Here is a 14468-nt window from a genome sequence, read left to right on the forward strand (position 1 = left end):
GATCACGAAGGTTTTGCAGCTTGGCCTGACAGCCTCTGTTGCTGCTGACCTACGCAGAGGCTCTTCAACCCAGCGCCGCCACTTCGGTTAAAACGCGCTCCGCGTGCTCCTTACGACAGATAAGAAGGTCGGGCATGTAGACGTCCTGCTGGTTGTAGATCAGCGGACTCCCGTCGATCCGGGAGCAATGCAGTCCCCAGCCCAAGGCAACTGCGACAGGTGCGCAACTGTCCCACTCGTACTGTCCGCCGGAGTGGAGATAGATATCCACCTCTCCGCGCAGGACAGCCATGGCCTTGGCTCCAGCCGAGCCCATGCCGACCAGTTCCGCGCCGATCCGCTGTGCGACTTCCGTCGCTTCGCGTGCGGGCCGGGTACGGCTGACGACCATCCGCAGCACGTCCGGCGCAGGCGGGATGGTGCCCGGCTGATCGGAGCGCATGACGGCGTCCAGCCCTGGCAACGCGACAGCGCCCAAAGCTGGCTTGCCACCAACGGCCATTCCAACGTGAACGGCCCAGTCCGCGCGTTCTTCGCCATATTCACGGGTACCGTCGACCGGATCGACAATCCACACGCGCTCCTTGGCCAGACGTTCGGCATTGTCCTTCTCCTCTTCGGAGAGCAGACCATCTTCGGGCCGCTGTTCGCGCAAGGCATGGACCAGGAACTGGTTGGCTGTCTGGTCGCCCGCCTTGCCCAGCGACTTACCCCCGAAAACGCCGGACGCACGCACCTGAAGCAGGATCTTGCCCGCCTGATCGGCGAGATGCGCAGCAAGATCACCATCGTTTTCGAACGCCATCATGCGTCTCCCAACAAGCGGTCGACAATAAGGTCCGCGGCTTCCTCGGGAGTGATTGCCGTCGTATCGATCCGGATCTCCGGACTACGAGGCGCTTCGTAAGGGCTGTCGATGCCGGTGAAGTTCTTGAGCTCGCCGGCACGCGCCTTCTTGTAGAGGCCCTTCACGTCGCGATTTTCCGCAACCCGCAGCGGCGTATCGATAAAGACCTCGATGAACTCGCCTTCCGGCAACATTCCCCGGACCATGTCGCGCTCTGCCTGGAAGGGCGAGATGAACGCGGTGATCACAATCAGGCCGGAATCCGTCATCAGCTTGGCCACTTCGCCCACGCGACGGATGTTCTCGATCCGATCTGCCTCGGTGAAGCCCAGGTCCTTGTTAAGGCCGTGCCGCACGTTGTCGCCGTCGAGCAGGAACGTGTGCCGGTTCATCCGGAACAGCTTCTTGTCGACAAGGTTCGCGATCGTCGACTTGCCCGAGCCCGAGAGCCCAGTGAACCAGAGGACAGCGGGCTTCTGGTTCTTGAGATCGGCGCGCTGCTTGCGGCCGATATCGAGCGCCTGCCAATGCACGTTCTGTGAGCGCCGCAATGAGAAGTTGATCATGCCCGCACCGACAGTGGCGTTCGTCATCTTGTCGATCAGGATGAAGCCGCCGAGAGTGCGGTTCTCCGCGTAAGGCTCGAACACAATGGCCTTGTCGGTCGTCAATTCGGCCACGCCGATGGCGTTCAACTCCAGCGTCTTGGCCGCCATGTGCTCCATGGTGTTCACGTTGACCGTGTACTTCGGCTCCTGCACCGTGACCGAGGCCGTCTGGGTGCCAAGCTTGAGCCAATAAGCACGGCCCGGCACCATGGCTTCGTCAGCCATCCACACAAAGGTCGCCTCGAACTGGTCGGCGGTCTGGGGAGGGTTGTCAGCGGTGGCAATCACCGAACCGCGCGAGCAATCGATCTCGTCGGCGAAGGTGACCGTAACGGACTGGCCCGCAACGGCCTCTTCCAGATCGCCATCGAAAGCGACGACGCGTGTGATCGTGCTGGTCTTGCCCGAAGGCAGAACGCGGATCTTGTCGCCGGGCTTCACTGCGCCGGTCGCGATCAGGCCCGAGAATCCCCGGAAATCCAGATTGGGGCGGTTCACCCACTGCACGGGCAGCCGGAACGGCTTGTCAGCGTCGACCGAACTCAGCACTTCCACCGTCTCGAGGTGCTCGACGAGCGTGGGCCCCTCGTACCATGGCGTGTGGGCCGAGAGCGTCGTGATGTTATCGCCCTTGAAGCCGGAAATCGGCATCGCGGTGAAGCTGTCGATGCCGATGCTCTGCGCAAAATCGCTGTATTCACCGACGATCGTCTCGAAGATCTCCTGGCTGTAGTCCACCAGATCCATCTTGTTTACGGCCAGCACGATGTTGCGAATGCCGATGAGGTGGCAAAGATAGGAGTGCCGCCGCGTCTGAGTCAGCACGCCCTTGCGCGCGTCGATCAGGATCACAGCCAGATCGGCGGTCGAGGCGCCGGTGACCATGTTGCGCGTGTACTGCTCGTGTCCCGGGCAGTCCGCGACGATGAACTTGCGCTTCTCGGTGTTGAAGAACCGGTACGCGACGTCAATCGTGATGCCCTGCTCGCGCTCGGCAGCGAGGCCATCGACCAGAAGCGCGAAGTCGATCTCCTGCCCCTGCGTTCCGACTTTCCTGGAATCACTCTCCAGTGCGGCAAGCTGGTCCTCGAAGATCATCTTCGAATCGTACAACAGCCGGCCAATCAGCGTTGATTTGCCGTCATCGACGCTGCCGCAGGTGATGAAGCGCAGCATCGTCTTATGTTCATGGCTTTCGAGGTAGGCGTTGATATCCTCGGCGATGAGCTTGTCGGTGACGTACACCGCGTCCTTGTTCTGGGTGTCGGACATCAGAAGTACCCCTGCTGCTTCTTGACTTCCATGCCAGCGCCGCCGGCATCCTTGTCGATCACGCGGCCCTGCCGCTCGGACGTGGTCGTCAGCAGCGTCTCCTGGATCACCTCCTCCAGCGTCTTGGCCTCACTCTCGACCGCGCCGGTCAGCGGGAAGCAACCGAGCGTGCGGAAGCGGATCGAGCGTTCGGTGATCTCGGGGCGCTTGCCCAGGACCTTCTCCAGCCGCTCGATATCGTCGGCCATGAACAGCTTCCCTTCCCACTCGAAGGTTGGGCGCTTGTCAGCGAAATACAGCGGCACGATCGGAATGTCGTTGAGGTGGATGTACTGCCAGATGTCGAGTTCGGTCCAATTCGAGATCGGGAAGACACGGATCGACTCTCCCTTGCTCTTGCGGGCGTTGTAGAGGTTCCACAACTCGGGCCTCTGGTTCTTCGGGTCCCAGCCGTGCGAGGATGTGCGGAACGAGAAAATCCGCTCCTTGGCGCGGCTCTTCTCCTCATCGCGTCGCGCGCCACCAAAGGCCGCATCGAAGCCATACTTGTCCAGCGCCTGCTTCAGCCCTTCCGTCTTCCACATATCGGTGTGGAGAGAGCCGTGATCGAACGGATTGATACCCTTCTCGGTCGCCTCGGGATTCTGATAGACGAGCAGTTCCATACCGCTCTCACGCGCCATGCGGTCCCGCAGTTCGTACATGGCTTTGAACTTCCATGTCGTATCGACGTGTAGCAGCGGAAATGGCGGGGGTGACGGGTAGAAGGCCTTCCGGGCCAGATGCAGCATGACTGCACTGTCCTTACCGACAGAGTAAAGCATCACCGGCTTTTGAGCCTCGGCGGCAACTTCGCGGATAATGTGGATCGACTCAGCTTCGAGCCGCTCGAGGTGCGTGAGTGTCTTCATGAGCCCTCTCCGTTTGTCGGGTGCGACCAACGATACAGAGGTGACTCGATCAAAAACCTCCCATATGGGAGGACCATGGCACTTACGAGCAATGACGAGACAGACTTGTTGCTGCCACTCTTTGCCGGAGCGGCCGAGAAGCCCCCATTCCAGCAGTTTCTTGAACGCCTGCGGAGACGAGCCGCCGCAACCTTTGTCAGTTTTCTTATCCGGCCGGGAGAAGGCAGCGACGTCATTCAGCTTTTCGTCGGACCGGACATTCCGCGGCTAGCTCGCGAGCTCAATCTGGACGAGCTTCATCTGGCTGACCGGATCCAGTACGACCGCCTGCGGCCTGGGCGCGTCTACAGCGCGGACGAGTTCGACGATCATGATCCAGTCCTGAAAGCGCGCCGTGCGCGCGACATGCGCAGGCTTGGCCTCGCCGACGAGCGTGCGGTGCGCCTTCTGGATGAAAAGGGCGCGAGCGCTTGGCTGGTCATCGCCAGCGAGCGGGCGTGCACAGCGGCCGACAGTGCGCTGCTATCGAAGCTGGCGCCCTATGCGGCCATCGCGGTAAGCACCTTTCTCGCGGCAGAGCGCCAGAGACTTTCCGATGCGGCAAACGAGGATACCCTCCTGCGTGCGGGATCGGGCTGGATCGTGTTCGACAAAGCGGCCCGAGTTCTGGCGATGGCGCCTGCCACCATGGATCTGTTTGTGCGCGCGTTCGGCCGATCGCCATCCCAAGGCCAGCGACTGCGGGAACTTGGCCTCGTGGTTGAGCGCGCCTTGACAGACGCAGCCTCGTCTTACGCCGAAGGGCCCGGCGGCCTTCCCCGGACTCTCGTACTGCTCGAGAGTCCTCGCATCGAAGCCATCCTTTCGCCTGCGCGCCAAGTCGAAGGCATCATTCACGATGGCGCAACGATGATCGCAACTTGCCGTCAGGTCCGCATTCCATCTCCTTCGCGAGCAGAACACCTGGCGCAGATCCACAATCTTCCGCGCCGGGAGGCGGAGCTGGCGATCCTGCTCGCAGACGGCTTTTCCTTGGCGGAAGCTGGCAGCGCCATGGGCCTGACGATCGAGACCACACGCAATTACTCGAAGCGACTCTTCGCCAAAGTCGGCGTGCGGGGACAGGCGGAGCTGGTTCGGGCGGTCTATGAAAGCTGCGCGATCTTGGCCTAACGTCGGGCACCCAGCGAGCCTCAATGTCCCGCTGCAGGAGAAGGACCCCGGCGTGAAGGTGCTTTGCGGGCTGGAGCGCGGGCGAAGCTCCACCCTCCGGCATTCGGTCGCACGACCAAAGCGCCAATCGAAGCCGGCTGTCCGGCAACAAGCGCATCAAACAGCCGCGCAACGGCGCTGCCGCGCGGCTCCGCACCGTCAAGTTCTGCGATGATCCGGGCAAGCACGCGCAGCGCAATCGCGCGCGGTGCGTACGGGCGGTAGATCATCCCGAATGGCTCACGCTTCACGCGCGCGCGGTATTCCAGATCGGCCGACCAAGTGAGCGCTGCATCCGCGTCGGCAAGATGCAGCGCGCTCTGCGCCACTGCGGGAACATCGAGCCAATCGGCTTGCGCGAGTACCTTGCGCAGGCGAGCGCGATCAAACCGGTCATCGCTGTTGCTGGCGTCTTGCACGGGAACAACCTCTGCCTGCGACACGATCTCGGCAAGCTGATTGCGCCTCAATCCCAATAAGGGCCTGAGCAGCGGTAGAGTGCTATCGGGCAGGTTTCCTCGGGGTCGGGTACCTGCAAGACCTGCAACGCCGCTGGCCCGGTTGAGGCGCATGATCAGCGTCTCGGCTTGATCATCAGCATGGTGCCCGGTCGCGATAGCGTCCAGATTGCGCAGCTTCGCCCAATCAGCAAGAGCGGCATAGCGCGCCCGGCGTGCCGCATCCTGCAGGTTGCCGGCCTCAAGCTGGACCGGCAATGTAGCATGAGGCACACCAAGATCTGCGCAGAGCTGCGCGACAAACATCGCTTCATCCGCACTTTCCGGCCGCAGACCGTGATCGACCGTAGCAGCCTCCACCCGGCCCCGCAGGGTCGAGGCCGCCAGGAGAAGCAATGCCGTGCTGTCCGGCCCACCGGACACAGCTAGACCGAGGCGCAGACCTGCAGTGCCCTCGCCTCCCTCACTGCCCAGATCTCCTTCCGGCCAGATCGCCAAGAGCGCAGCCTGGAATTGAGCAAGCGCCTCCGCGGAGGGTTTCAGCTGATCACGCGCTGCAGTTGAGTCCATTGCGCACCGAGTCATACGTACTCTTCAGCCTTCCCGCAGCCTCGCTGGCGTACGTCGTGCTGAACTCAGACAGCGCGATGCAAGCCCGCTTGGTGTCCTTGAGCTGCTTCATCGCCGAAGCCAGGTACAACAGGCTATCGGGCGCACGGGCGCCATTCTTGTCTGCCTGATAGTTCTGGACGAACCACTTGGCAGCTTCCAGAGCGTTGCCGTCGTCGAGATAGGCACGGCCGAGCAAATTGCGTGCCCAGCTGGCGCGCGTATGCTTGGGGTACTTTTCCAGGAAAAGCTTCAGCTGTTGCTGCGCTTCGGGATAGAACTTGGCATCCCACAGACGGAAGCCATAGCTGTACTCGTCCTCTCCGGCATCGCCGGTGCTCGGCTTCACGACAGCGCTTACCGCCTCGATCCTGGACGAGGAAGGCGGAGTAGCCGGCCTTGCGGACGCGGCCGGAGCAGGCGTAGGCGTAGGCGTAGGCGTGGCGGCGGCGGACGCACCACCCGTCATTGCTGCGAGGTTCGTCTGAGACGCGGCAGGCGCGGACGGCGCGATTTCTCCGCCAGCCGGCGCGCTACTCGTGCCCGCGAATGCCATCCTCGCCTCGAGCTGCGTGATGCGATTGGTATTCTGCTCCACCTGCCCGGTCAGCCGCGCGAGCTGTGCTTCCAGTGCTTCCATGCGCGTCAACACGTCCGTCAGAGCACTCGTCGACGGCGGCGGCCCGGACGATGGAGACGGAGTCGCTGAAATCTCCGGGGCAAAATACTTGTCCCCGCCGCCGGGAAATACTTTGCGCTGCAAAGCACGAACCTCAGCCTCAACCTTGTTCAGGCGGATCTCGGTATTGCTATTCTGTGCAAGAGCCGGTGCAGCGCCCGTGACGAGCGCGAGCGCGAGTACGATCCGCGCAGCTTCTCGCAACATGATGGGCCGCGATGGCGAACGTAGCATTGCCAAACTGTCTCCTCCTCGGAACGCCGCGCCGTCACTTCTGGTGCCCGGCGGAACGGGGGATCAACAACCCCCATCCAAGGCTCGATTTGCCCCAAGCTTCGTGTGCTGTCGAGCGAGCGTTACTGCTGAGCGGTGGATAGCGGACTCTACCGAGCCTGCGCCGGTTCCGACGATGGCGAGGGACGCGAAGTTACGGCCGCAGGGGGCGGCGGCACCGCCACGCTCTGCGCTGGCGATGCCTGCGAACTTTCCAGCAGCGCAGATGGCGTCAAAAGAACCCCGCTGATCACCTGCGGCTCGTCGCTGAGGGGAGGCACCGGCCTTCCGCCAACGGTAATTTGCAGCACATCGGGCCTCCCGGTTCGCAGTTGCGGCGCCTCGACTTCAGCCGGTACCGTGTAGGTCTCTCCTTGCGCCAGTTCCTTTTGGAACACCTGGTTGCCGGCTGCATCGGTGATCCTGACCCATACCGCAGGCGCCATTGCCGTGAGCACGACCGGGCCGGTCGTTTGCGGAGGTGGAGGCGCCGGAACAGCGGGCTGCGCCACTACGCGCGGCTTAACAGCCTGGCTTTCCGCAGGCGCAAGATCCGGCAACTCGGCCTGGGGCGAAAGAAGATCGCTCCAATAGACGAGAGCGGACACCACCAGCACAACTGCCACAATGCCAGCCGCCCAAGCGAACAGGGACGGCGGCACCCGCGCCGGGTCGCCCGGTTCGAAGCTGGGGACTGTCGGAGGCTTGTTATACGCCTCGGCATCGATCTGCTTGCGCACTCTCCTGGCGATATCCGCGTCGTCGAGGCCCACCGCACGGGCATAGGCGCGCGAGAAACCTACCGCGTAAGTGGGCGCAACCAGATCGGAGAAGTGGCCCTCCTCGATCGCAATCAGATGACGCTCTGCGACACGTGTCTGCGCGGCGATGTCAGCGCGGCTAAGCCCCTGCTGCTCACGCGCTGCACGCAACTGCTCACCGACGCCAAGGGGCGACGATGGTATGCTCTGGTTATTATCTTGGTCTTCCATTCCGCTCCCGCCGGAAGGGTTGATACGGCGCACTTGCACGAAACAACGCGTTAGCCGGGACGAAGTCAACCGTGTCGCCCACTCTGACGGGCGGATTATCAGTGGTTAAGTTTGCAAATGAGGTTTGTCAGTCCTGCTGAACCAAACCTCAGGCCGCTAATCGAGTGCAATCCCGCGCTCGGTTGCCCAGTCCGCAAGCGACTGACGCAGGTTCGCCGGTGGAGAGGCAAGCCAATCCGTCATCGCGGCGCGGATCGCGCCCACGTCGAGCTTGCCGATCAGCTCCTTGATGGGACCGACCGAGGCAGGCGTGATCGACAGACGTTCAATCCCAACGCCCATCAGAGCCAAGGCCTCGAGCTGCCTTCCGCCCATCTCTCCGCAAACCGTGATGTCGATCGGCTGCCCTTCCAAAGTGCACACCACACGCCGCAGGAACCGGAGGATGGCCGGGCTAAGCCAGTCGTAACGCTCTGCCAGCTTGGGGTTTGAGCGGTCAGCAGCGAAAAGGAACTGAGTGAGGTCGTTAGTGCCAATCGACATAAACTGTATCTTCGGCGCGATCAGGTCGAGTTGTTCAGCCAGAGCCGGCACTTCCAGCATCACTCCGTACCGTATCGCCTCGGGAACGCGCTTTTTCCGGCTCCGGAGAAATGCCAACTGCCCGTCGAAGACTGCCTTGGCAGCATCGAACTCCCATGGCTCGCTCACCATCGGGAACATGACGTTGAGCGTACGGTCGGCAGCGGCCTCCAGCAGGGCGCGCGCCTGAGCCTTCAGCAGCCCGTCTCGTTCCAGCGCGACCCGCAAGGCCCGCCATCCCATCGCGGGGTTTTCCTCTCCGTCGCCGTCGTCTTGGCGCAGATAGGGCAGCGTCTTGTCACCGCCGATGTCCACGGTGCGGAAAAGGACCGGCTTGTTTCCCGCCGCCTCCAGGACATCGCGGTAGAGCCGCGTCTGGCGCTCACGGGCGGGGAGCGTCGCGGAAACCAGGAACTGGAATTCCGTGCGGAACAGGCCGATCCCATCGGCTCCGGTAAGACTGAGGTTCGCAAGATCATCGCGAAGTCCGGCGTTGATCATCACCGAGATCCGCCTGCCGTCGGCGCTGACCGGCACCACGTCGCGCAAGGCCGCATAAACGGCCTGCCTCTCGCGATTACGGGCAAACCGCCCTTCGAACGCCTCGATCAGACCGGGCGCCGGGCGCACGGTGACAGTCGCCTGATCGCTGTCCAGCAAGAGCAGGTCGCCATCGCGCACCTTGCCCCTGAGCCCTCTTACACGTCCCAGGACCGGCACACCCATCGCGCGGGCAACAATCACCACGTGGCTGGTCAGCGAGCCTTCTTCCAGGATAACACCTTTGAGGCGGCGGCGATCATATTCAAGCAGTTCGGCCGGCCCCAGATTGCGGGCGATGAGGATCGCATCATTCCTGAGCCCCATGGTCGCCGCTGTGCCCAGCTGGCCTGAGACCATCCGCAAGAGCCGGTTCGACAAGTCCTCAAGGTCGTGCATGCGATCGGCCAGCAGCGGATCGTCAATCTGCCGCATTCGCATCCGGGTCCGCTGCTGCACCCGCTCAATGGCTGCCTCTGCGGTAAGGCCTGAATCGATGGCCTCGTTGATCCGCCGGGTCCAACCTTCGTCATAGGCGAACATCTTGTAGGTCGCGAGGACCTCCTCATGTTCTCCCCCGACGCCGAACTCGGCCTGACTGGCCATGCGCTCAATCTGCTCGCGCATCTTGTCGAAGGCCAGAATCACCCGCTGGCGTTCCGCCTCGGTGTCCTCGGCAACGACGTGCTCGATGGTGATGCGTGGCTGGTGGTAGACCGCGACGCCGCTGGCGAGTCCCTTGACCAGAGTAAGCCCGCGCAACTGCTCTGGCCCGGTCTGGGTGCCGTTCAGCGAGAGGACGTCCACCTCATCGATAAGATCGGCATTGGTGATGAGTTCGGACAGCACCATCGCCACCGTCTGCAGCGCCTCGACCTCGACGTCTTCGTAACGTCGGGGCTCCACGTGCTGGACGCACAGGACCCCCACCGCACGCTCGCGCCGTACGATCGGGACTCCGGCAAAAGAGTGGAACTTTTCTTCGCCCGTCTCCGGCCGATACGAGAAGTCAGGGTGCGCTGTTGCTTCGGCGAGGTTGAGGCTCTCGATATCCTCGGCGATCGTGCCGACCAGACCCTCCCCAACAGCCATGCGCGTGACGTGCACAGCCTCTTGCGCAAGACCACGGGTGGCGAAGAGTTCCAGCATGCCTTCGCGCAGAAGATAGATCGAGCACACCTCGCTATCGAGGCACTCGCCAATCACCTCAACGACGGTGTTGAGCTTTGCTTGGGCGTGACTGCGCGACGCCATCACGTCATGCAAACGCGTGAGGATATTACGGGCTGCTTCGACGGCTCCGATGCTCATGTGTTTCCGCGTACCCCAAAGAAAGCGCGTTGGGAACGCAAAGGAGCCGCCGAAGCTCCTGGATTATCTTGGTTGCTGCAAGTTTATCTTGGTTGATCGAAGAGCGCGCCGGTCAGTGCCGCGCGATCTCTTCCTTGATTCGAAGCTTTCGCTTCTTCAGAGCCTGTACCAACACTTCGTCAGGCATCGGGCGGCTCATCTCCTCGTGGATCTGCCGTTCGATCCCGGCGTGCTTGAGCTGCAGGGCGCTGACGTGCGAAGTCTCCATGGATGGTCCTCCTCTCATCGGTCGACCCATGACCGCCGACTCGGCATCATGCGGGCGCGACACAATTGTGATCGAACCATAACGAGGGGCTCTTGCGAAGCGGCTTGTAGCCCCATATCGGTGAGCCGTCGCCCGGCTGCGCCGAGCCGGATGGGGGCTCTGAACGATATCGGCGAAAGGAATGGCGTGACCGAAGAGGAAATGCGCAAGCGCCTCGAAGTGCTGAGGACCGAGCACCGCGATTTGGACGCGGCGATCGAAGCGCTGGCCGCTGCAGGTTCGACAGACCAGCTCCAGATCGCAAGACTGAAGAAGCGCAAGCTGCGCCTCAAGGATCAGATCAGCATGATCGAGGACTACCTCATTCCCGATATCATCGCCTGAACTCTGGCCCTGCCCACCTTTCGCGACTCGTGCGAATCTGCGGCTGTGCCCTTTTCGGACATGCCTTAAAGGGACGAAGAAAAAGGCCGTGTGACCGTTGCCCCGGCAAGGTGATCGGCCATATCAGACAAGCATGGGTCAGGCTGTCACGATCAACTCTCGCATTCTCGAGGGACTGTACTGCGAGGCGCTCGTGCTGTCGGACGAGGTGCGTCATACGTTCACGCTCTCGACCCGCCAGGATGCCAGTGAGGGCCACGTTGGATGCGAAGACGATCGCGTCCGCGTTGCGCTCTCATGCGAAGGTCTGCGCACGACGACCCGAATGATGCACGCAGTGGCCTGGCTGCTCAATCACCGCGCCTACTTCATGGGCGAGCTTTCCGAGTTTCAACTGCGCCGGCACGGCAGACTTATGGCAGAAATGTGCCGTTCCGACCCGGAGCAACTGCAACTGCTCACCGCCGAGACGCAAGCGCTGGTGAAAACGACGTTGCGCTTTTACAATCGCCTTCTGAGGCTTGATCGAAGCTGGCGCGAGGCAGGCGAGGAGGCTCCCAGCGCCATCGCAAGCTTGCGCGAAAGGTTGGAGCAGCGCCTCGCAGGATGAAGCGCACGGGTCGACAGCATTCCCTCAAGACCCCATATCGCCCGAGATGGAAGCGCCGAACGATCCTCGCCCCTACGCGATTGCAGAGCCGGTAGACCCGCTGGTCCGGCGCATGCTCGCTCGCAACCCTTCGCCGTTCACATTCACCGGAACGCAGAGCTATATAGTCGGTGGCGGAGATGAAGTGGCTGTCATCGATCCGGGTCCGGACGAGCCCGAACACATCGCAGCACTGATCGACGCTATTGGGAGCGCACGCGTTGTTGCAATTTGCTGCACGCATACTCACCGTGACCACTCCCCGGCGGCAGCCCCTCTCGCGGAGAGAACGGGGGCACCGGTGATCGGCTGCGCGCCGCTGACGATGGCGGATGAGGGCCCGCGTGCGGATGCAGCGTTCGACCCTTCGTACCAGCCGGACCGGGTACTCGCGGATGGCGAAGCGCTGTCCGGAGACGGATGGACCTTGATCGCCGTAGCAACGCCGGGACACACATCGAACCACTTGTGCTTTGCACTACCGGAGAGCGGTATTCTGTTTACCGGCGATCACGTGATGGGCTGGTCAACGAGCGTGGTGTCGCCGCCGGACGGAGACATGACCGACTACATGGCCAGCCTGCAGAAGCTCTATGAAAGAGACGACCGGATCTACTTCCCCGCACACGGCCCGGCGGTTGAGAAGCCCCGCCAGCTCGTCCGCGGCATGATGGGCCACCGGCGGCACCGTGAACGACAGATCCTCCGCCAGATCGGTGAAGGCCATACGCGCATAGGGCAGATGGTCACCCGTATGTACAAGGGCCTGGACGAACGCCTCTGGCCAGCAGCCGGACGGTCTGTTCATGCGCATCTCATCGATCTCGCTCAGCGGGGGCTGGTGGCGCAATCCGGCGAAGACTGGACCCTCGCGGCCTGAACCCACCTGGCATAGCCGCAGCGATCGCCGGCGACGGAACAGCACCGCTGTTCGCCGCGTTTCAGCGGGATGACCACGGCCCCCCGCAAGACGCCAGACGAACTAGCCAGCTCAAGCCGTGCCCCACAGGAGCGTCAGCGAGCGCTTGCACGAACGCAGGCACTTCCCTGGCTGTTGTTCATCCTGGTGCTGGCGGTGGCTGCCTGGTTAGCCTACCGCGCCTTTTGGCCAAAGTCGCCCGGCGACCCTGTCGGCACTACCATCGTGGCCTTCGAGAAGCAGAACCGGCTAACGGTCTTCAGCGCGCAGCTCGCGCCTGTGGTCGCCGCCGAAGACAGCCGCCTGCTGGGGCTGGTAAAGTCCCGCCAGGTGGCAGTCATACCGGCTCGCGTCGACTATACCCTCGACCTCTCCAAGATGGACCGCAACCGGCTGATCTGGAACGGTCAAACGAAGACCCTGGACGTGTTGCTGCCGCCGCTGGCGGTGGGGAAACCGAACCTCGACGAGGCGCGGGCGCAGTATCTGCGCGAAGGCATTTGGATAACCCGCGAAGCGCAGGACTCTCTCAGCCGCGCCAACACCCGGCTGGCCGAGCAGCAGGCTACACAGCAGGCCTCCAACGCAGTGCTGGTCAACCTCGCGCGCTCTGCTGCCAAAGATGCGATCCGCCAGAACCTGACGATCCCGTTGCAAGTGGCTGGATTCGGGGATGTAACCGTCAATCCTCGGTTTGAAGGTGAGACACCGACTGCGAAGGATACCCCGCAGTGACAGATTAACGGCGTGGCATAACAGTCCTCTTCCCTCCCTGTTCCTCAGGGTAATTCGGGCGCTCGCCCCTTCAGCATCTCACTGGTCCGCGTCCCGCTGGAACTTTTCACAGGCGTTCGCGCGGATGTCCGTTTGCGGATGACGCAAAAACACTTGGGGTGCGGGCGCTCTATACCTACATGTGCGGCCAAAGATCCCAGGGGATAACCATGACCGCATTGCCCACGAACCTGACCGGCCTCGATCTGCGGGCCGAAATCGATCGGCTGCGCCGCGAGCGCAACGCGGTCATCCTTGCGCACTATTATCAGAAACCAGAATTGCAGGATCTCGCCGATTTTGTCGGGGACTCGCTCGAACTCAGCCGGAAAGCCGCTGAGACGGATGCGGATGTCATAGCCTTTTGCGGCGTGAAGTTCATGGCAGACACTGCCAAGATCCTCTCACCGAACAAAATCGTCGTCCTCCCCGACATGGATGCCGGGTGCAGTCTGGAAGACTCCTGCCCACCGGAGAAGTTCAAGGCGTTTCGCGAGGCACACCCCGATCACATCGCGTTGACGTACATCAACTGCTCCACCGAAGTGAAAGCCCTTTCAGACGTGATCGTCACCAGTTCCAGTGCGGAGACGATCCTGCAGCAGATCCCGAAGGATCAGCCCATCATCTTCGGCCCCGACCGGCATCTGGGTGGCTACCTCAACCGCAAGTTCGGGCGAGACATGCTGCTGTGGCCGGGCGTGTGCATCGTTCACGAGGCTTTCAGCGAGACAGAGTTGCTGAAACTTCAGGCACAGCATCCGGGCGCTCCTGTCGCTGCGCACCCTGAGTGCCCGCCGCACATCGTCGATCACGCAGATTATGTGGGCTCGACAAGCGGAATTCTGCAGTACGCCAAGACAATGGAAGGCGACACGCTGATCGTGGCGACCGAGCCGCACATCATCCACCAGATGCAGTTGGCACTGCCGCAGAAGACCTTCATCGGCGCCCCCGGTGCGGACGGAAACTGCAACTGCAACATCTGCCCCTACATGGCTCTCAACACGATGGAGAAGCTCTACGTCGCCTTGCGCGATCTGGAACCTCGCATCGAAATCGAGGAAGGCCTTCGCTTGGCAGCAAAGAAGAGCCTGGACCGGATGCTGGAACTGGCAAGCGGCACGATCGGAAAAGGCGACCTCGGAGCGCGCTGAACGCGCGAGCTGGCCCCGCAAAG

At 62.3% G+C, this 14468-nt stretch carries 14 protein-coding genes; 6 read left to right on the forward strand and 8 right to left on the reverse strand.

Going from position 1 to position 14468, the window contains the following annotated elements; all coding sequences use genetic code 11:
* Positions 1-64: 64 nt before the first annotated feature.
* The 3 genes from ABUH87_RS04060 to cysD are packed head-to-tail and all read right to left on the reverse strand — an operon-like array spanning position 65 to position 3638.
* Entirely contained in the window at positions 65-808 is a 744-nt protein-coding gene (locus ABUH87_RS04060; RefSeq protein ID WP_419956660.1) for a 3'(2'),5'-bisphosphate nucleotidase CysQ, read from the reverse strand.
* Positions 805-2727, reverse strand: coding sequence for a sulfate adenylyltransferase subunit CysN (gene cysN / locus ABUH87_RS04065; protein ID WP_367769918.1), 1923 nt, complete (start codon positions 2725-2727; stop codon positions 805-807). The genes ABUH87_RS04060 and cysN overlap by 4 nt, the downstream gene beginning before the upstream one ends.
* A complete protein-coding gene (gene cysD / locus ABUH87_RS04070; protein WP_367769921.1) occupies positions 2727-3638 on the reverse strand; it encodes a sulfate adenylyltransferase subunit CysD in 912 nt (303 codons plus the stop codon). The genes cysN and cysD overlap by 1 nt, the downstream gene beginning before the upstream one ends.
* Before the next feature lie 75 nt (positions 3639-3713).
* On the opposite strand from cysD, the gene ABUH87_RS04075 reads away from it, so the two are divergent.
* Entirely contained in the window at positions 3714-4811 is a 1098-nt protein-coding gene (locus tag ABUH87_RS04075; protein WP_367769924.1) for a helix-turn-helix transcriptional regulator, read from the forward strand.
* Positions 4812-4831: 20 nt separating this feature from the next.
* Here ABUH87_RS04075 and tilS read toward each other — a convergent pair whose 3' ends face one another.
* The 5 genes from tilS to ABUH87_RS04100 all read right to left on the reverse strand — a co-directional run bounded on the left by tilS (position 4832) and on the right by ABUH87_RS04100 (position 10562).
* Complete coding sequence (gene tilS / locus ABUH87_RS04080; RefSeq protein WP_367769927.1) at positions 4832-5893, reverse strand: tRNA lysidine(34) synthetase TilS; 1062 nt, start codon at positions 5891-5893, stop codon at positions 4832-4834.
* Complete coding sequence (locus ABUH87_RS04085) at positions 5856-6830, reverse strand: tetratricopeptide repeat protein (protein ID WP_367769930.1); 975 nt, start codon at positions 6828-6830, stop codon at positions 5856-5858. The genes tilS and ABUH87_RS04085 overlap by 38 nt, the downstream gene beginning before the upstream one ends.
* Before the next feature lie 149 nt (positions 6831-6979).
* On the reverse strand, positions 6980-7861 hold the full coding sequence (locus tag ABUH87_RS04090) for a helix-turn-helix domain-containing protein (protein WP_367769933.1): 882 nt from the start codon (positions 7859-7861) through the stop codon (positions 6980-6982).
* 156 nt (positions 7862-8017) lie between these two features.
* Positions 8018-10294: a phosphoenolpyruvate--protein phosphotransferase gene (gene ptsP, locus ABUH87_RS04095; RefSeq protein WP_367769937.1), complete on the reverse strand. Its 2277-nt coding sequence runs from the start codon at positions 10292-10294 to the stop codon at positions 8018-8020.
* Between the two features lie 112 nt (positions 10295-10406).
* The gene (locus tag ABUH87_RS04100) at positions 10407-10562 is read right to left on the reverse strand and encodes a YdcH family protein (protein WP_367769940.1); all 156 of its coding nucleotides are present in this window, start codon (positions 10560-10562) and stop codon (positions 10407-10409) included.
* 186 nt (positions 10563-10748) lie between these two features.
* On the opposite strand from ABUH87_RS04100, the gene ABUH87_RS04105 reads away from it, so the two are divergent.
* The 5 genes from ABUH87_RS04105 (at position 10749) to nadA (ending at position 14445) form a co-directional block, all read left to right on the forward strand.
* On the forward strand, positions 10749-10946 hold the full coding sequence (locus ABUH87_RS04105) for a YdcH family protein (protein ID WP_367769942.1): 198 nt from the start codon (positions 10749-10751) through the stop codon (positions 10944-10946).
* A gap of 133 nt (positions 10947-11079) precedes the next feature.
* Positions 11080-11556 (forward strand): DUF1465 family protein, encoded by a 477-nt coding sequence (locus ABUH87_RS04110; protein ID WP_367769945.1) that lies wholly within the window; start codon positions 11080-11082, stop codon positions 11554-11556.
* Between the two features lie 46 nt (positions 11557-11602).
* The gene (locus ABUH87_RS04115; RefSeq protein WP_367769948.1) at positions 11603-12475 is read left to right on the forward strand and encodes an MBL fold metallo-hydrolase; all 873 of its coding nucleotides are present in this window, start codon (positions 11603-11605) and stop codon (positions 12473-12475) included.
* Positions 12476-12544: 69 nt separating this feature from the next.
* Positions 12545-13249, forward strand: coding sequence for a DUF4230 domain-containing protein (locus tag ABUH87_RS04120; protein WP_367769951.1), 705 nt, complete (start codon positions 12545-12547; stop codon positions 13247-13249).
* A 209-nt stretch (positions 13250-13458) separates the two neighbouring features.
* Positions 13459-14445 (forward strand): quinolinate synthase NadA, encoded by a 987-nt coding sequence (gene nadA, locus ABUH87_RS04125; protein WP_367769955.1) that lies wholly within the window; start codon positions 13459-13461, stop codon positions 14443-14445.
* The last annotated feature ends 23 nt before the right edge of the window (positions 14446-14468 follow it).

The organism is Novosphingobium rhizovicinum, from assembly GCF_040813635.1.
Taxonomy (GTDB): Bacteria; Pseudomonadota; Alphaproteobacteria; order Sphingomonadales; family Sphingomonadaceae; genus Novosphingobium; species Novosphingobium rhizovicinum.